This window comes from Sulfurovum sp. UBA12169, assembly GCA_002742845.1.
GTDB lineage: Bacteria > Campylobacterota > Campylobacteria > Campylobacterales > Sulfurovaceae > Sulfurovum.
Genome location: DLUH01000004.1, coordinates 20,636 through 38,018, shown reverse-complemented (window position 1 = coordinate 38,018; position 17,383 = coordinate 20,636). Strand labels below are relative to the sequence as shown.

The following is a 17,383-nucleotide window of genomic DNA, read 5'->3' as shown; positions in this document are numbered from 1 at the left end:
ACTGTCAACCGTGGCAAGCGCTATCGTTAAGATTTGCTTTTTCGCTCTCTCCTGCTTTATGAGAAAAGAGAAGCTGCACATTTCCTTCTTCTGTGTCTGCCTCTTCAAGATTAAAATTTTGTTGAACTTTTTCGAGCAAACCCATTGGTCTTTTGTGGTTGATCATCAACAGCTTCGTGTGTTCATCCACCATTTTAAGACCTATCATAGCGTTCACCATGGGCTCTGGGGGTCCGCATCTTGAAGTATCAAATTCGATAATTTGATCTTCTCCCATTTGATATTTAAAAAAAGGAACCGTAGCCCCCTGCGGCATAAACTCTTCTGCATTGTCTGGTTTATTAATTGTTTTCATTATTATCTCCTATAGTTTAATTTATTGCATTATAGTCAGCTTTTTTTCTAATCTTGTTGACTCGCGTCAAGACTTAAAGTTTTTTTCTATAAATTCTTTTGCCATCGCATCAAATTTCTGCATCCGTTCTTTGCCCTTGGGCATTTGAGCACGTAAAAATTTCATCTTTTGCAAAAATTCATCTACTGTGTTTGGAATTTTATCCAAAAAATAATTACGTATCTGCTTAGCAAACGCGGGGGAGGCTCCCCCTGTTGAAAAAGAAATAGTCAAATCTCCCTGTTTGATATAAGATGGAAAAACAAAGTCACAGTAGGCTATATTGTCTGCACTGTTGACCAGTATTCTGCTCTCTCTTGACTCTTCATAAATCGCCCGATGAAGATCTATGGTATCTGTTGCCACAATCACCATATCAAACCCTTTTATGTCGCCCTCTTTATACATTCTTTGATACAGTGTCAAACCATGCTCTTCAATAAGACATTCCGCCTGGGCATCTGTCTTGATGGCGATCACTGTAATCTGTTCGGTAAAGTCAACAAGTTTCTCTAGTTTCTCGCTTGCAACCTTTCCTCCGCCTACTACCAATATTTTTAAATGCTGCATGTCCATATACATTGGAAAAAAAGACATTATATTCCTTTTGTCATTCTCTATGAAAGTAGCAAAAGTTTACCATAATAAATTTGATGTGCATCAAGCAAAAGCAGCCCATAATTTAATATAATATAATTCAATAAATAATCGAGGTATCTAGAATGCAAAATGAGTTGCTTTATCAAATGCAAAATGCTTTTCCTCTCGCCCAAAGACCTTTTAAGGTTTTGGCTGAAGGGTTCAATGCCACGGAAGAGGAGGTGATTGGTCTTGTACAAAATCTCAAAGAGCAAAAAATCATCCGGCAAACTTCTGCTATTTTTGATACAAAAAGGTTAGGATACGCTTCTTCTTTGGTTGCATTTAAGGTGCCTAAGGACACTATAGATAAAGTCTCAGGGCTCATCAATGCACATCCCGGAGTAAGCCATAATTATCTTCGTGATCACGACTACAACATGTGGTTTACTTTGGCAGTAGCTCCTGATAGCAAATTTGGGTTGGAAAAAACCGTACAGCTATTAGCAGAGCAAGCCGGAGTAAATGATTTTATCGTCCTTCCAACACTTAAGATGTTTAAAATATCCGTAAAAATGGATACTACGGGCACAAGAAGCAAAAAAGAAAAGGTAGAAAAAGCCGCCCATAAAAATTTAGAGCTTACTTCTCTGCATATGGCTGTTATCAAAGCACTGCAAAACGATATCCAAGCCACCAAGGAGCCCTTTAAGGACATTGTAAAACAGCTGGGCATCTCCTATGAGGAGTTCTTCGACATTGCCAAAGAGCTGATTGAAAGCGGTGTTATGCGTCGTTTTGCAACGATCCTCAACCACAGAAAAGCCGGTTTTAATGCCAATGCCATGAGCGTCTGGGCAGTACCGGAAAACCAAGCAGAAACTATAGGAAAAGAGATAGCAAGCTTCTCTGCGGTAAGCCATTGCTATTTGCGTCCGAGCTATTCCGGATGGCCTTACAATCTTTTTGCGATGGTGCATGCCAAAACAAAAGAAGAGTGTGACATAATCATTGAAGAGATAGCCAAAGAAACGGGCTTAAAAGAGTACGGAAAGCTCTATTCGACTGTAGAATTCAAGAAGCAGCGTATCGTCTATTTTGACGATGCGTTTCAGGTATGGGAACAAAGGATAGCGGGGAGATAAAACTATTTTATCCCCATCTCTGCCTTAAAGTGCGCCAAACAATCTGTACAATTTTTGACTTTATTGCTTTCAATAATCTCTTCGAGCGCATCATAATTAAGAATTTTAATATGCTCTCCGGTCTTTATCTTGATAATCTGTTCTTTTTTTAATTTCTTGAAAATACGAGAAAGTGTTTCTGGAGTAAGATTTAAAATAGAAGCGATCTCATTATATTTAAGTTTGGTAAAGATCTCAACATTTTCTATAAGCATCTTTGCCACTTTAGCTTCAGAGGAAAGAATCGTCTCCTTATGTATCAATGCCGAAAGAACCATGATTTTTGAAGTAAGAGATTTGATCAATTCCAAAGAAAATTGCTTATTTTCAAGATTTTTAAGAATATAATCAAAATGCACTAATGCCATTTTTCCGTCTGTTATGAATTCACAACTTACCGGAAAAGGCTGACTTTCAAAACAAGCATATTCCCCTACTATTACCGGAGCATCAAAACGATTAATTTGAATTTGGGTCCCTTTGGGGGCTGTTTTGTAAAGTTTTACGGTACCTTCAAGGAGGATATAGAGATACTCCCCTCTGTCTCCCTCATAAAAAACAATACTTTCTTTTGTATAGTTCTTTAGAATGGCATTTTGGCTAATCTCTGCAAGATAGTTTGGCGAAAGTTTAGAAAAGAGCTGAATATCAGTTAAATTGTACAACAGATACCTTTCAATTTATAAAACAGATTCTTTATTATTAAATTGAATCAAATGGTAACTGATTATAGCAAAGAAAGTTTAAAAAATAAACTTTTAAAACTTTCTTTGGGCTTTGAAATTTATTTTCAAAAAAGATGTAGCAAAATGCAACGGGGGAATCTTCTTTTATTGGTTTTCTTCAAACCAATTAAGCTGTTCCCTCAACTTTACCACCTCGCCAACTATAATCAACGCGGGTGTGGGCAAATCTTTGGCAAGTTCCCAAATTGTTTCAAGTGTTCCTATGACTGTTTTAGCATCTTTGGTTGTCCCTCGGCTGATAACCGCAACCGGATACTCCTTTGGTTTTCCGATCGCTATAAGTTTTTGCGCGATTTGTCTCAGACGATGAAGACCCATCAAAAAAACAATTGTATCGTCTGTTTTATAGTTCTCCCACGGAATTTGTGAATGATCTTTATGTGTCGATTCGTGTCCTGTAACAACCCTGAAAGATACGGTAACTCCCCGATGTGTGACCGGAATTCCGGCATACTGCGGTACGGCGATTGCGGAAGTAATCCCGGGAATAAACTCAAATTTTATCCCTCGCTCTTTGAGGTAAATCCCCTCTTCCCCTCCGCGACCAAAAACAAAAGGGTCTCCCCCTTTGAGCCGAACGACTTTTTCATATTTCAGCGCATTTTGATATATCACTTCGTTAATCTCTTCTTGCGGAAGCGTATGGTGAGAATCCTCTTTGCCCACATAAACAAATTCGCATCCGCTTTTAGCTTCATTTAAAATATCCGGATTGGCAAGTCGGTCATAAATAATCACATCCGCTTCTTTTACAACACGGAGCGCTTTAATAGTCAAAAGCTCAATATCTCCTGGACCTGCGCCGGTCAAATAGACTTTCCCCATCTTTTACTCCTTGTGTTGATAGATAAAAATGCCTGAAGGATGTTTAAGTTGAAATATTTCTCTCTCCAAAAACCACTCTTTTGTATTGATGACACTAATTTGGTTGGCATCATTAACCGAAACATATAAAAGTTCATCCGCATCAGACCATCTTACGTGCAGTACTTTTCCAGGAAATGTAAAAGTTTTAATGATTTCATATGTTTGCGTATCAATAATCTGAACCGCAGGAAAATCTTTGCCCGAAAACGTCACAGCGAGATATTTTTTATCCGGGCTCAATGCAGTAAATACCGGCAATCCCTGCACGGCAATATTTTTAATAAAATTGAATTGTTTATCATAAACCAACACCGCATTATCGCCTACTGCAGGGATGAATGTCTTGTCTTTACTTAAACTCCAAAACCCAAAATGAGGCACTTTAAGTACGGGCTTGTTGCCCTCTGCAGTAATTTTAATTTGAGAATATTCCATCTTGTCTAGATCAATAGCCCCAAATGCCTTCGTTAAAAAAAATCCTACAATATAGACATTATCTTGGATCATTGCATCAAAAGGCATCTCGCCAACCTGGAACTCTTTAAAAATTTTAAATTTCGGCAACCCTTTTCCTGCGTTTTCGTCTTTAAGAACCGTCACTTTGTCGCTATCCATTTGAGCAAAAATCAACATATCTTTATAAATTTTGATTCCCACATTTTTTGAATCCGTTTTAATCTTCTCTATAGGCTTTAGATCCCTTGTCAAAATATCAACCGATTTATCATCATAATTGGCTACGGCCACATAATTTTTCCCGATTACAAAACCGATTGCGCTTTTGCTGGTTTTATACTCATTTAATATTTTCTCATGAACCGGATCAAATCGAACCACATAACCGTCTCGGCTGATAAGATACCCGTCTTTCTCATCGAATTTGATTATTCCGTGATTCATATTGTGCATATTTTCCATTCTAGACTTAACCAGCCCCTGATGAATGATTGCTACCGATTGTGATTCTCTTTCTACCACAAACAGTTTTTCTGATGCGCTTGGCGTTGCAGCAAACAAGGCGCCCGTCAATAAAAATGCCGATACTAATAATTTCATTTAATTTCCTTTGATTTTTTCTTCACTTAAATAACAAGAAGGATCTTCTGCCCACATATCTCCATAGATTGCATACGCTCTGCTTCGTGAGCCGCCGTTGCAAATATCCAAATAGCAGCAAGATGCACATTTGCCCGAAAGCTTTCTGGGATGCTCTCTTAGTTTTTGCAACAACGGTACAGGATGGTTGGTCCAAATGTCTGAAAAATCCTGCTGCAAAATATTGCCGATCTTAACCGGGAAAAAAGGATCGGGCTTCACAAATCCTTCGCTGTCTATATTCAATAGCTTTTGTCCCGCACTGTTTCCGCCCCATGCCAAAAGCCTGCACTTCATTTCGTCTGCATAGTCCGGATACTTCTCAACAAATCTGTCATAAAACAAAATAGCATCCATTTCCATATTGCCGGTTACGATCTCGATATCTCTATTGGTTTCATAATATTCAAAAGCCTTATCAAGAATGTAATTCACCGCTGCAATACGCTGTTCTTTGCTTAGGTCCATTGCAAGGTTATCCAATCCCCTTCCGCTATAGACAAGATGAGAAATATACACTTTGGGTATATTGTGCTGCTCTGCAAGGTCAAAGATAAATGCCAAATCATCATAGGTATCTTTAGTGACCGTAAAACGGATGCCTACTTTTGTTTTGCCAAAACTGTTCAGCAGATCGACGGCCTTCATCGACTCTGCAAAAGAACCCTTAAGCCCCCGGAATTTGTCATGCACTTCGGGACTTCCGTCGATACTGATACCTATATAATTAAACGCATCAAGTATCTTTTGGGCATTGCTCTGTTTAACATAAAGTCCGTTGGTAGAAAGGTAGGTAACAATTCCTAATTCTTTGCAGCGTTCAGCAATTTCAAACAAATCCCTTCTCGTCAGAGGTTCCCCTCCGGAAAAAATCAAAAACTTTATGCCGTTGGCTTTGAGTTTCGGCAAAGTATCCATAATATCCAAGGTCGTAAGCGTATCTATTGCATCAAGACCTGCTTTTGAATAGCAGTGCAAGCAGCTTAAATTGCAGCGATTAGTAAAATTCCATATCGCGATGCTTCCATCCAGCGCCCGCGAAGGCTTCCCCTCCACAACGCTTTTTAAAAGATTCGAAAGCCTAAACATTATTTTTCTTCCTTTGGTTTATAAGAAAGAATATAGTCGGTAATTGCTTGAAGCTCTTCTTCTGTGAGTTTAAATGCAGGCATCGCATTGCGTTTATATCCGAAAGCTTTGGAGACTGATGCAGGATCAACGATCATTCCGCGAATCTCTTCAGCACTTCTTTTGGAGGCTATTTGCGCAAAAGAAGGGCCGAAGGCTACTGCCGTTTGATGGTGGCATCCCCAGCAATATGTCTCAAAAACTCTCTTCCCTTCTTCTGCATAAAGTGTACTGCCCGCACACAATACCGATAAAAACACCACCAAAAACTTTAATGCCATTGCGATCCCTTCTTTTTTATCTTGGCAGATTATAACAATTTTTCTATCCTTAAAACTTGATTTAAAACAAGCCCAAGAAAATCTTTAAATCATTTTGTTTTTCTTCTGCAAAATGTACCGCTTTTCTTACAAAATCGTAAAAACCTCTCCCTTAGTTACGGCATTTGTAGCTATTGATACAAATCAACAAAGAGTGGGAGGCTTTTTGATAAAATTTTAAAAAATCAAGCGGGTCAAAATGAACTTTTTATCTTATATCAAAGCGGTAGGAACCGGTGAAAAACTCAATAGAAATTTAACTAAGGAAGAAATAAAAGACGCACTAAGAAAGATTTTAACGCAAAGTGCGGCGCCCGAACAAATAAGCGCTTTTCTTTTAGGATGGCGCGTCAAAGGGGAAAGTCTTGAGGAGCTTGAAGGAAGCATAGAGGTTTTTGACGAATTCGTCATTCCTTATGCTGTACCTGATTCTATTGAATTCGGATATCCATATGACGGAAAAGCCGACAATCCTTATCTTTTTCCGTTGACTGCCCGCTATCTTGAGCCTTTTGGGATTCAGCTCTCCTTGCATGGGGATGATTTGCAACCGGCAAAAGGAGGCATAACACTTAAAGAAATATGCGCGCATGTGCCTCTTGCTGACAATATTCATTATTTTGACCGGTCGAAATACTTCAAAGAACTTCATAGCCTGACCAAAATTCGAATGACATTGGGAATACGAACCCCGTTCAATACTTTGGAAAAATTGTTGAATATTTCACAAAGCGATGTGGCCATCATCGGTGCGTTCCATAAACCTTTTATCGATAAATACATTCAGCTTTTTAAAAACAGATACAAAACGCTTGTTATCATCAAGGGCAACGAAGGCACACCGGAAATCTTTTCAAAATGTTCTATTTTTATTGTTAAAAACGGTGTTGTTAAAGAAATAAAAGTTGACCCTAAAGATTTCGGCATTGAGTATAAAAAATCTACACGCCCCATCACGCTTGAAACTTCTGTTGAGCTAACAACCAATCCGAGTGAAGAGCTATGGAAACTCGCCCGACTCAATGCAGCGGTCATCCTCTTTTTGCATGGAAAAGTCAAGACAATAGAGGACGGTTTTGTAAGCTTGAAAGAAAATTCTCCGGCATTATTACAGTGAGACAACAAATCAATAATCATTATCATTTTAATTAAGATTAATTTTATCCTATTTGGTATATAATCTTTAATATGTTTCAAAAAAAGGATATAGACGTGAATCACTTAAAAATATTCTGGCTGTTCGTGATCAACAGTTTTTTATTTGCCGATGTTGAAGCTGGGAAAAAAGTATATACTGAAAACTGTGCAATATGCCATACTGTAAACGGCGGGTCGGCACTAGGGCCGGATTTTAATATGGTTTCATACACTAGGCACAAAGAAGAGATAGAAAAATACAGCAAAGATCCGTCTTCTTATTATGAAGAATTTGGATATAGCGCCAATGCTATGCCGACATTGCCATTAACAGATCAAGAGTTCAAAAATGTGGCTGACTATATCAGTTCGCTGCAGCCTTTCAAAAAATGGATGATAAAGAAGAAATCTACTATCTCCAAATAACTTTCAAATCAGCAGAGAGCTTTGATGTATCAAATGCATTTTTTTGCTCTTCTACTTCTCCGATTGTGCCCGGAGTATAAACAAATTTTTGGAGATAATAGCTATTTTCATAACCTCGTTTGCATAAATCATCGGTAATCTGATTGATATCTTCCGGCTGAAGCAAATCGCTATGAACCGTTGTTCTGACTTCAAAGGGAAATGACTTGCTTATAAGATAATCCAAAGTTGCAGAAAAACTATCGAAATGCTTATTTTTGGTAATCGCCTCGAATTTTTGCTTGGGCGCTTTATAATCCAATGCAATATAATCAACCAAATCATTTTCTACCAGAGCAGAAACCATTTTAGGATTCAAACCGTTTGTATCTAATTTTATTTTGAAATTTAACTGTTTTATTTGTTTGCAAAACTCTACCAACTCTCCATAGAGAGTGGCTTCTCCGCCGGATAAAACTACTCCTTCAAGAAGTCCTTGTCTATTATTTAAAAACGACAACGCTTCTTCTTGAGAAATTTTTCCATCACCAAATACAATATCTCTATTATAGCAATAGACACATTGCATTTGGCATTTGGCAAACCAGAAAATGGCCGCCAAATGATCTGGATAGTCCAAGGCAGTAAAGGGGGTTATATCGTAAAGCGGTTTATGCGACATCACATTGTGCTGTTTTTTCGGTAAAGAATTTTCTCTCTTGGTGTTCGCCTTTTTTGCCGATATTGAAACTCTCTACGGGTCTATGGTAGCCCATTACTCTAGTATACACAATACATTTTGTTCTTTTTTTCTTGTTTGTCTCTAAGATTTTATCGTTATTCATTTTATCCCCTTTTAAATTGATTGATTTTTAGCCGCATGTTTGATTTGCAAATGAAGGATTATTCTCTATCATTTTTAAACCATACTCTTCGTCTATATTGTTTTTTCTATTCTGATAATTTTCATATGCTCCCAAAAATGCCAACAATATCATTTGCGTACACTCTTCACAATTATCTTGTGCAGCCATCTCTTCCAAAGAAACCTGTGCAGTCTTGAGTGCTTCTTCCAATGAAGTGCCCTTCATCTCTTCTGTATAGATTGAAGCTACAAATGAAATAGTCGGGCACCCGTTAAATTCATAACCCACATTTTCAATACTCCCTTGGTCATCAATCAACAAAAACAGATCAAACTGCCCATAATTACTGGGGTTTCTTCCTATGCCTCTGGCATTATACTCTTGTAAAGCCCAACGATTTTTAGGATTGTGGTAATGCTCATTAAGCATTCCAGCCTGTTCATTTGTTACATTGTATCCGTGTGTTTTAAAGTCTTTAACCTCAATCATTTGTTTCCCTTAAAAAGATATCAACACATTTTGTGCATTATTAACTAAAATATCAATTTCTTCTTTGGAGGCATTGCTGATATGGATACCGCAAATTACCAAAATATCTTTTCTTATTTTATCATAAATAATGCCCACTATTCTCTCAGAAATTACATAATTTTTATGATTTTCTTTGCTTATGATTTGTACACTCTCTTTTTTCTTTTAAAGATACTGAACCGATAGGCTCTTTCTCTCCCCTCCCTTGATAATCACAGGCAGTCACCACCCTATTGCCTGAGAAGTCAATACAACAGCGCATCTCCCTTCTCCGGCTTTTATCCTCCATGCACCTCTTGTAAAATCTCTTCATCACATTTAGGACAATATTCATGCTCTCCTGACAAATAGCCATGTTTTTCACAAACAGAAAACGTAGGGGTTACTGTGATATAAGGGAGTTTGAAATTGGTAATAACATTTTTTACCAATTTTCTGGCGGCTTCAGCAGAACTGATCTTTTCTCTCATATACAAATGCAATACTGTTCCCCCGGTATATTTGCATTGAAGTTCATCTTGCAACGATAATGCCTCAAAAGGATCATCCGTATAAAATACAGGGATCTGAGAGGAGTTGGTATAATAATTATTTTCGTGTGTTCCTGCTTGGATAATATCTGGATATCGTTTAATATCTTCTTTTGCAAAACGATATGTAGTTCCTTCGGCAGGCGTAGCTTCAAGGTTATAGAGATTTCCTGACCTTTCTTGGAATTCTTTAAGCTTCTCTCGCATAAAATCCAATAGGCGCATTGCCATATTTTTGCCGTAGACATCGGTAATATCATGCTTGTCTTTTGTAAAATTCCTGATCATCTCATTGATACCATTTACACCTATCGTCGAAAAATGATTGTTAAACCCCGGAAGGTATCTCGCCGTATACGGATAAAGTCCTCTGTCATACATCTCTTGTACAAATATTCTCTTTTTTTCCAGCGTTGAATAGGCATACTCCATTAACTCCGCAAGTCTTGCATAAAGTTTTTCTTCTTCCTGCGCGTAGAGATAGCCTAAGCGCGCCATATTGATAGTCACGACACCGATACTTCCTGTCATTTCAGCACTTCCAAATAAACCGCCGCCTCTTTTTAAAAGCTCTCTTAAATCCAACTGTAAACGGCAACACATACTGCGCACATGTCCTGGCTTATACGCTTCTTCGTTAGGCACCAGTTTGCCGTCTTTATCTCTAACATATTGGCTGCCGATAAAGTTTTGAAAATAAGAGGATCCGATCTTTGCCGTATTTTCAAAAAGAATATCTGTATTTTCTCCGTACCAGTCAAAATCTTCTGTGATATTGACCGTAGGAATCGGGAATGTAAATGGCTGTCCTGTCTTATCTCCTTCGGTCATGACCTCATAGTATGCCTTATTGATAAGATTCATCTCTTTTTGAAAATGCTTATATGTCATGCTTTCCAAAGAGTTAACACCTCTTGTCTTTGCTTCTTCAAATAGCTCTTCATCTTGTAATCCCCTAAAGAGATGTATCTGATTTTTTGTAGGTATTTGATCTTTTAAATCAGATGGTACTGTCCAGTCAATAGTAATATTGGTAAATGGACTTTGTCCCCATCTAGCAGGAACATTTAAATTATATACAAAACTGATAATTGCTTTTTTAATCTCATCATAAGAAAGCTTATCTTTAAATACATACGGTGCTAGATATGTATCAAAAGAACTAAAGGCTTGTGCACCTGCCCATTCACTTTGCAAAATTCCTAAAAAGTTTGCCATCTGACCCAATGCTTCTCTAAAGTGGGAAGGTGCTTTGCTCTCCACTCTTCCTCGTACACCGTTAAATCCTTCATCCAAAAGTACTCTTAGGCTCCACCCTGCACAATAGCCGCTTAAACAATCCAAATCATGAATGTGATAGTCTCCGTCTCTATGGGCATATCCTTCTTCTTTGGAATAAATTTTATCCAGCCAAAAATTGGCAATTACCTTTCCTGCTGTATTGTTGACAAGTCCTGCGTGAGAATATCCTGTATTAGAATTGGCATTAATCCTCCAGTCAGACTTATCAATATACTCCTTGATGGTTTGTGTAGAATTGATATAGGTAGTATCTTCGCTTAACCCTAAAACATGCTCTCTTTGGATTTTGTGCATATGGCGATAGAGCATGAAAGATTTCATTACCTCAAAATGGCCTCGCTCGTGAAGTGCTTTTTCTATAATGTCTTGCACTTCTTCGACACTAATCTTCTCTCTCTCTCTTATGCTATCTATTACATCAGTAAAAACGTTTTTATCATATTCCTTTACTTCACTTTGAAATGCTTTTTTGATAACATCTTCAATCTTGAAAGGAACAAACTTTTGTGTGCTTCCGTCTCTTTTTACTATAACATTTACCATATATTTTTGCCCCCGTATTAATTAATTATATTATATTTAAAAAAACTTTAGTTTGATTTATGTCAAAGTAAATGAAGGTCGCTCGTTTAAATTTTTAAGCTTTTAAACTTTTTGAGGCAGATCAATTGTTTAGCCTAGAGTTATGATAGAGCTTTTGCCATATCCACCAATCTTCTGGCATATCCATACTCATTGTCCTGCCATGCAGAAATCCTAAGCAAATTTCCTTCCGTAAGCATGGTGAAAGGAAGATTTATTGTTGCACTATAAGGATTTTTCACATAATCACTTGACACTTCCGGGGTGTTCGTTGCATCTAAGATGTTTTCATAAGAAAACTCTATTTCTTCTATAAGCTGTCTGTTGATCTCCTGTTTGGTGCTTGTGTGATTAAGGTTTATGCTTAAATCATAAAGCGTAACCGCAGGAATAGGCACCCTAATGCTCACAGCATGAAATTGATCTCTAAGATGGGGGAAAAAATATTCTGTTGCTTTGGCGGCACTGCTTGCAAGAGGAATGATGTTTTGTGTAGCGCTACGCGTTCTTCTTATCTCAGTCGAATAATGCTTGTTGTCTAGCAGATTTTGATAAAATGTATAGCTATGGTACATACTCATCATCGCTGAGCGGATACCAAAATGCTTATCAATGATTTTAAATATGGGAACGATGGCATTAGCAGAGCAACTGGAATTTGAGACAATCGTTTCCTGTTTATATTCTTTGTGGTTTACTCCGAAAATATAGGTTGGCATCTCATCGGAAGGGGGTGTAGAAACAATCACTTTTTTCGCCCCGTTTTTAATCCAAGGCATATTGGACTCTAGCGTCAAAAACATTCCGCTGCACTGCAAAACAATATCTATATCAAGTGATTTGACATCTATATTTGCTGCATCGCACTGAGAAAAAAGTTTTACGGTCTGATGACCTATGCGGAGTTCATCATTTTGAAGCCTTACCTCACAACGAAGCGTCGAATAGAGAGAATCATACTTTAAAAGATATGCCATTTGCTCAAAACTGTAAAGGTCATTGATCCCTGCCAGTTCCAAATCGGGATCATCCAATATAATCCTCGCAGCACTTCTGCCGATCCGTCCAAATCCATTGATAAAGATTCGGATCCTCTTCACTCTTGCATCCCTGCAACCTGTCTTTGCGTCAAACGATATATACCCATCAACTCTTGCCCTTTTCCTTTGGCTGCTATTTTTGAATGTATACTACTTCTTTCATTAAAAGCGGCTGGTTCAGATTGATATCTTCCTCTCTCATTACTTTTTTACAATCATCTCTAGCCAACTGAACATAGAGAGATACGCTTACTTTGTCTTCTTTTTGCAAAGGCAAAATTTCATACACCAGCTGCTTTGTTTCTTTGGCCCCAAGATTATGTACCGTGCTTTGCGTTGCCGTAGCAGGCACGACGATATGACGGTTGTCTGCCGCAAAACTATAGGCAAAATATCCCGCTTTGTCTTCGCCGGGCTCTTTTTGATAGTTTTTCCAAATTTCTTTGCTATCCCTTTCAATCGTAATTTTTAAAAATTTAGCACGGGCTGCTTGGATAATCAGTGGATGGGACATTTTGTTTGTCAGCGTAACGCTTAACCGTTCATTCTCCACTGAAAGGTTTATATCCACACCCGTTGCCCTGAATGCTTCATCATGAATACCCAAAAATTTATGGCTCGCATGATGCCCCCTGCTTCGCTTATCGATCTTTTCAGGCCCGCCTTGAATCTCGGGCATATGGCATTTGATACAGTCTTTGCTGTTTTGTGCACTCTCCATGGTGCGAAATACGGTAATGTTGTTATCATTTACTTTGTGCGAATGGCACCCCTTGCACACATTGGCCGTATAGACCGGATTGGTTGTCGAGGTATGTTTGTCACTGTCGTCGGGATTGACTAATGTGCCATAGAGTGTAGGCTTGTATCCTTCGGCCTGGCGCGCTTGAATGTTGATGTTGTAACGGTGGGATTTTTTCACATAGGCGATCGTGTGGCAAAAAAAACATGAAACGCCGTCTGTATGGGTTTTATTGTTGATATCGGGTTTGGCTTTCCCTTCCATCAAATCCTGAAGATTGTCTGCCATCGGCATATGGCACACGGCGCATTCGTACTTTTGCGTATGCGCTTCTTTGGCGATATCCTGATGAAAGGTATTGCTGAAAAAACTTTGCGAATGGGCGGAAGACTGATACTCCTCATAGATCTGCTCATGGCACTCTTTGCATGAGTAGTTGTCCATATATTTTGTCTCTTGAGCCCAAGACATAATTGAGAGCATTAAAAAAAGAAAGAAAATAAAATATTTCACAGCTACTCTCCAAATAAAACCATTTTGGATAATTTAATAAAAAGACCGATACATCTTTTTATTAAATTCTCTTTTTCAAGCTTCAAAAACAAGCACAAGCATAAAATTGCTTGTGCTTTGGACGCACTAGACTAGAATTTGTAGTCAATCTGAACCCAATAGACTTCTTTGTCGGCTGTCGCTTCAGGAATTACAGAACCTGATTCTCCCGAGAAGAAAGCCGCCTTTGCCAAGAAACTCAAATCTTTTGAGAAATCATAAGTGTAGAGCAAGTCTAACTCTGTTCCCGCATCATCGCTTCCGCAACCACAGCTGTTATCTTCTGCGCCAAACACATGATAGAACGCCGTAAGTTTGCCGTAGTCACCGCCTACATAGCCGATCTTTCCGTATAAATCATTCAAACCATAAGTATTTTTTCCCCCGGTGTATGTCAAGAACACATCTGCAAACCCTTGCCATTTATGCAGTGTGGCAAACGGTGTATTAAATCCGTGGGCATTGCCGTCCGCTTCGCCAAACGACTCATAGGCTGCACCAAAGAGAAACCCGTTATAAACCGTACTTGCATCCACGCGGTAGTACATCGCATCTGCCGTATCTTTTCCTAATCCATAATTTTCATACTCCATGGAGGCATCCTGCTGTGTTGCCACTTCTGCGACATAGTTGATCATTCCGGCTTTTCCTGATGCCATCACACCAAATGTATCACTTCCGTAAATAGTAGGGCCTGAACCGATCAGATATCCGTATCCGGTCAATTTTAGTTCAGGCATTACCTGATAGTCTGCATGCAAGAGTACCGTTTCTGTACCGCCTGTAAGAGCGTCAGTAATTCCGTAACGGTCTGTCAGATATGACGCCATAAGGTTTAATCCCTCGATAGAATTGTTAGTAACGGTGTATCCCATAAAGGTCTGAGGCATTTGTCTCCAACCTACCGCTCCAACAAAACGCTCATCATCGATATTGATCATCTGGCGTCCCAGTCTAAAGAGCGTATCCCCTGTTTTGTAGTCTAAAAACGCTTGTGTCACACGTGAATTTTCAGGATCGTTGATAACATCATACCCTAGTTTTTCAGGAGCATAATCATCAAACCCGAAGTTGGTTACTGCCATCACTTGTCCAAACACGCTAAGCCCTTCAATACCGCCAAGCCCCGCACCTACAGAGAGTGCGAAACGGGTTGTCAGCGCATTGGCTTCATCCGCCGCATTGCCGCTTTGATCCGCATATTCATAACGTGTCAATAATTGTCCATTGAATTTTACATCATTAAAAATACCAAAATTTGTAGCCACAGGCTGTGTTTCTACCACCGGCTCTACCGGTGCGATCTCTCCCCCTGCCATCATCACTGATGATGCTATGATTGATAGCACTATCGTTCTTTTCATTTTTTCCCCTTTTTGTTAAATAAACTTTCCGTCCAAAACCTGCAAGTCCTGCACAAAACAATACATACTTGATGTATTGTTTTGTATATGCTTTTTATTTTAACGTATGAATTTCTTAATGATTTATCTTTATAAGATTTTAAATTTCCCTTCCCTTAAAAAAAGCTTTAAGAGAAGGGAAAGAACATTAAGCACCAGGAATATGTTGTCTGTGCTCAACTGAATAAGTAAACGTAGGTGTTGTCAAATTTTGAATATACTTGACAAACTCACCTGTTTTAGAGTTATAGATACCGATTCTTCCGGTTGTCCACTCTGAAATCATTGTCCACTCCCCATGATTTGCCGGCTCTGCATGCAGCAATCTTGGCTGTACAGGTTCTTTCACCGCTGCGCCCAGTTTTTCAGGATAAGGCAAAAGCGTTTCATTACTTACTGTAGACTGAACTTCGTTGACAGGTACCTTTTCATACTGGGTTGCGTCCCATTCTTGAAGTACTTTTTTGGTTTTTGCATCAATAAGCTGCCCTTTTGTTTTTCCTACTTTGATGATGCGGTCTGTTTCCAAAGTATCTTTATTGATCAAATGCACTTCATTATAGTATTCCGGTGTTCCCAGCACACAATCTGCCCAAAGGTATGGTGTATCATGTGCTGTTCCAATGAAAAGACCGCCTCCGGTTGTTTCAACTTTTTTTACTACTTTCCAGTTGCTGTCCCAGATCACCACAGAACCGATATTCATACTCACCGTAGCGTGAAGCTGTTTCTTTTGTCCTTTGGAGTACCATGAACTTCCCTGCCCTGGGTGCGGTTTGGATTTATCACCGGTATAGACTTTTGCAGCAAGATTTTTTTCTTTAAAGTCTACGATACCCATTACGTCAGATCCTTGAGAAGCGATCATATAGTAGCGTCCGAAGTCTTCACCTTCATCTTCATTTAAGAATGCATCATGAAGGATTTTACCAATATTAGGCACATCTCCAACGATCGGGAAACCCGGCTTAGAATAATCGATAATATACGTATGGCCGGCATCTTTAAGCGCCATTGCAAAATAAGGCCCATATGGCGTATCTGCAAGCGAAGCTACACGCGATGGAGTAATTTGTCCGTCAGGGTCAATAACACGGCTTGTGTCATACGCTTTAAGCGGCTCAAGTGTCATCGCATCACAAAGTACTGCTCCACCCGGGTTATAGTTACCGGCTATAACATATTTGCCATCTGGAGAAACAGCAAGGCCTCTGGACTCCTGGCCTACTTGTACTGAGGCAAGTGCCGGCTGTCCCGGTGCACCGATATCAAACATCGTAAGTCGTCCTGAACGAGAGATAGAGTAAGCATAGCGCGGGTTCTTTTTGTTTGTCACTGTTACGTGCACCGCAAAACCTGCTTTATGGCGAGAAAGTACTTTTCCGTTTGTTGAATCGATAAAGTCAACCAAAGAAGCATCTCTTTCTGTTGCAAACGTAATATCAAGTACAGACTTCACTTCGGTTGGATTTGGATACTTTTTGGCAAGCTCTTCTCTGTCTGCCAATTTTGTCCATGTTTTTTTGACTTCATCAAGGCTAAGCGTCAGTTCAACCGTATTTTTCCAGTCAATCAACCAATCAATCATGCCCGTCGCATCATCTTTACTAAAGGTGCTTTCCCATGCAGGCATCGCAGTATTTTCAACACCGTGCAGAATCTTTTCTGCCAACATTTCTCTATTTTTTTCTTTTAACGCTTCCGGTCTCAAGTCCGACCCCACCCCACCTTGGTGAATCGGTCCATGACATCCTTGACACTCTTTCTCATACTTTGCTGCAAAATCCATTGTGGATGTACCGGCAGTTGCCATTGTTGTACTTAAGCAAGCGATAGCAGCAAAACTTAAAATATTATTCCATTTCATTTCTTTCCTCCTTTTAAATATCAAATCATTTGCTGTATAGTTCAATTTAACTTAGAACAAACATAAATTTTATTGATTTAATCATGATAGCACTTTTTGCATTATCAAGTTCT

The 17,383-nt window shown here is 39.0% G+C and carries 17 protein-coding genes and 1 pseudogene; 3 read left to right on the top strand and 15 right to left on the bottom strand.

The genetic code is table 11. The features are described from left to right. Positions 1–4: 4 nt before the first annotated feature. Complete coding sequence (locus CFH81_04540; GenBank protein ID DAB40582.1) at positions 5–316, bottom strand: hypothetical protein; 312 nt, start codon at positions 314–316, stop codon at positions 5–7. Positions 317–421: 105 nt separating this feature from the next. Next, entirely contained in the window at positions 422–991 is a 570-nt protein-coding gene (locus CFH81_04535; GenBank protein DAB40511.1) for a siroheme synthase, read from the bottom strand. Positions 992–1,116: 125 nt separating this feature from the next. Here CFH81_04535 and CFH81_04530 point away from each other — a divergent pair, with 125 nt between their 5' ends. Then, on the top strand, positions 1,117–2,118 hold the full coding sequence (locus tag CFH81_04530; GenBank protein ID DAB40510.1) for an AsnC family protein: 1,002 nt from the start codon (positions 1,117–1,119) through the stop codon (positions 2,116–2,118). Between the two features lie 2 nt (positions 2,119–2,120). On the opposite strand, the gene CFH81_04525 is transcribed toward CFH81_04530, so the two are convergent. From CFH81_04525 to CFH81_04505, 5 genes are all read right to left on the bottom strand, one after another. Further along, positions 2,121–2,822 carry a Crp/Fnr family transcriptional regulator gene (locus CFH81_04525; protein DAB40509.1) on the bottom strand — a complete coding sequence of 234 codons (702 nt, stop codon included), beginning with the start codon at positions 2,820–2,822 and terminating at the stop codon, positions 2,121–2,123. A 165-nt stretch (positions 2,823–2,987) separates the two neighbouring features. Then, a complete protein-coding gene (gene cobA, locus CFH81_04520) occupies positions 2,988–3,728 on the bottom strand; it encodes a uroporphyrinogen-III C-methyltransferase (protein ID DAB40508.1) in 741 nt (246 codons plus the stop codon). A 3-nt stretch (positions 3,729–3,731) separates the two neighbouring features. Then, positions 3,732–4,826: a nitrite reductase gene (locus CFH81_04515; GenBank protein DAB40507.1), complete on the bottom strand. Its 1,095-nt coding sequence runs from the start codon at positions 4,824–4,826 to the stop codon at positions 3,732–3,734. Next, the gene (locus tag CFH81_04510; protein ID DAB40506.1) at positions 4,827–5,954 is read right to left on the bottom strand and encodes a radical SAM/SPASM domain-containing protein; all 1,128 of its coding nucleotides are present in this window, start codon (positions 5,952–5,954) and stop codon (positions 4,827–4,829) included. Beyond that, positions 5,954–6,274 (bottom strand): cytochrome C, encoded by a 321-nt coding sequence (locus CFH81_04505; protein ID DAB40505.1) that lies wholly within the window; start codon positions 6,272–6,274, stop codon positions 5,954–5,956. The genes CFH81_04510 and CFH81_04505 overlap by 1 nt, the downstream gene beginning before the upstream one ends. A 238-nt stretch (positions 6,275–6,512) precedes the next feature. On the opposite strand from CFH81_04505, the gene CFH81_04500 reads away from it, so the two are divergent. Together CFH81_04500 and CFH81_04495 are read left to right on the top strand one after the other, a co-directional pair. After that, positions 6,513–7,430: a glycosyl transferase gene (locus CFH81_04500; GenBank protein DAB40504.1), complete on the top strand. Its 918-nt coding sequence runs from the start codon at positions 6,513–6,515 to the stop codon at positions 7,428–7,430. A gap of 71 nt (positions 7,431–7,501) precedes the next feature. Then, positions 7,502–7,876 carry a cytochrome C gene (locus CFH81_04495; protein ID DAB40503.1) on the top strand — a complete coding sequence of 125 codons (375 nt, stop codon included), beginning with the start codon at positions 7,502–7,504 and terminating at the stop codon, positions 7,874–7,876. Here CFH81_04495 and CFH81_04490 read toward each other — a convergent pair. The 8 genes and pseudogenes from CFH81_04490 to CFH81_04455 all read right to left on the bottom strand — a co-directional run bounded on the left by CFH81_04490 (position 7,863) and on the right by CFH81_04455 (position 17,270). Further along, a complete protein-coding gene (locus CFH81_04490; GenBank protein ID DAB40502.1) occupies positions 7,863–8,537 on the bottom strand; it encodes an anaerobic ribonucleoside-triphosphate reductase activating protein in 675 nt (224 codons plus the stop codon). The genes CFH81_04495 and CFH81_04490 overlap by 14 nt on opposite strands. A 190-nt stretch (positions 8,538–8,727) precedes the next feature. Then, a complete protein-coding gene (locus CFH81_04485; protein DAB40501.1) occupies positions 8,728–9,210 on the bottom strand; it encodes a hypothetical protein in 483 nt (160 codons plus the stop codon). Then, positions 9,203–9,534: pseudogene (locus CFH81_04480) on the bottom strand (hypothetical protein). Before CFH81_04480 ends, CFH81_04485 begins: the two are co-directional and overlap by 8 nt. Next, the gene (locus CFH81_04475) at positions 9,531–11,627 is read right to left on the bottom strand and encodes a ribonucleoside triphosphate reductase (protein DAB40500.1); all 2,097 of its coding nucleotides are present in this window, start codon (positions 11,625–11,627) and stop codon (positions 9,531–9,533) included. The pseudogene CFH81_04480 and the gene CFH81_04475 overlap by 4 nt, the downstream one beginning before the upstream one ends. 140 nt (positions 11,628–11,767) lie before the next feature. Next, a complete protein-coding gene (locus CFH81_04470) occupies positions 11,768–12,766 on the bottom strand; it encodes a type I glyceraldehyde-3-phosphate dehydrogenase (GenBank protein DAB40499.1) in 999 nt (332 codons plus the stop codon). Positions 12,767–12,839: 73 nt separating this feature from the next. Then, positions 12,840–13,931: a hypothetical protein gene (locus tag CFH81_04465; protein ID DAB40581.1), complete on the bottom strand. Its 1,092-nt coding sequence runs from the start codon at positions 13,929–13,931 to the stop codon at positions 12,840–12,842. Positions 13,932–14,092: 161 nt separating this feature from the next. Next, a complete protein-coding gene (locus CFH81_04460) occupies positions 14,093–15,364 on the bottom strand; it encodes a hypothetical protein (protein DAB40498.1) in 1,272 nt (423 codons plus the stop codon). A gap of 187 nt (positions 15,365–15,551) precedes the next feature. Further along, complete coding sequence (locus tag CFH81_04455) at positions 15,552–17,270, bottom strand: nitrite reductase (protein ID DAB40497.1); 1,719 nt, start codon at positions 17,268–17,270, stop codon at positions 15,552–15,554. Between the last annotated feature and the right edge of the window lie 113 nt (positions 17,271–17,383).

What these genes read in the sequence shown, in the direction of transcription:
- CFH81_04540 (DAB40582.1), bottom strand. Translation starts at nt 316, where the DNA reads ATGCCGCAGGGGGCTACGGTTCCTTTTTTTAAATATCAAATGGGAGAA.
- CFH81_04535 (DAB40511.1), bottom strand. Translation starts at nt 991, where the DNA reads ATGTCTTTTTTTCCAATGTATATGGACATGCAGCATTTAAAAATATTG.
- CFH81_04530 (DAB40510.1), top strand. Translation starts at nt 1,117, where the DNA reads ATGCAAAATGAGTTGCTTTATCAAATGCAAAATGCTTTTCCTCTCGCC.
- cobA (DAB40508.1), bottom strand. Translation starts at nt 3,728, where the DNA reads ATGGGGAAAGTCTATTTGACCGGCGCAGGTCCAGGAGATATTGAGCTT.
- CFH81_04515 (DAB40507.1), bottom strand. Translation starts at nt 4,826, where the DNA reads ATGAAATTATTAGTATCGGCATTTTTATTGACGGGCGCCTTGTTTGCT.
- CFH81_04510 (DAB40506.1), bottom strand. Translation starts at nt 5,954, where the DNA reads ATGTTTAGGCTTTCGAATCTTTTAAAAAGCGTTGTGGAGGGGAAGCCT.
- CFH81_04505 (DAB40505.1), bottom strand. Translation starts at nt 6,274, where the DNA reads ATGGCATTAAAGTTTTTGGTGGTGTTTTTATCGGTATTGTGTGCGGGC.
- CFH81_04500 (DAB40504.1), top strand. Translation starts at nt 6,513, where the DNA reads ATGAACTTTTTATCTTATATCAAAGCGGTAGGAACCGGTGAAAAACTC.
- CFH81_04495 (DAB40503.1), top strand. Translation starts at nt 7,502, where the DNA reads ATGTTTCAAAAAAAGGATATAGACGTGAATCACTTAAAAATATTCTGG.
- CFH81_04490 (DAB40502.1), bottom strand. Translation starts at nt 8,537, where the DNA reads ATGTCGCATAAACCGCTTTACGATATAACCCCCTTTACTGCCTTGGAC.
- CFH81_04485 (DAB40501.1), bottom strand. Translation starts at nt 9,210, where the DNA reads ATGATTGAGGTTAAAGACTTTAAAACACACGGATACAATGTAACAAAT.
- CFH81_04475 (DAB40500.1), bottom strand. Translation starts at nt 11,627, where the DNA reads ATGGTAAATGTTATAGTAAAAAGAGACGGAAGCACACAAAAGTTTGTT.
- CFH81_04465 (DAB40581.1), bottom strand. Translation starts at nt 13,931, where the DNA reads ATGCTCTCAATTATGTCTTGGGCTCAAGAGACAAAATATATGGACAAC.
- CFH81_04460 (DAB40498.1), bottom strand. Translation starts at nt 15,364, where the DNA reads ATGAAAAGAACGATAGTGCTATCAATCATAGCATCATCAGTGATGATG.
- CFH81_04455 (DAB40497.1), bottom strand. Translation starts at nt 17,270, where the DNA reads ATGAAATGGAATAATATTTTAAGTTTTGCTGCTATCGCTTGCTTAAGT.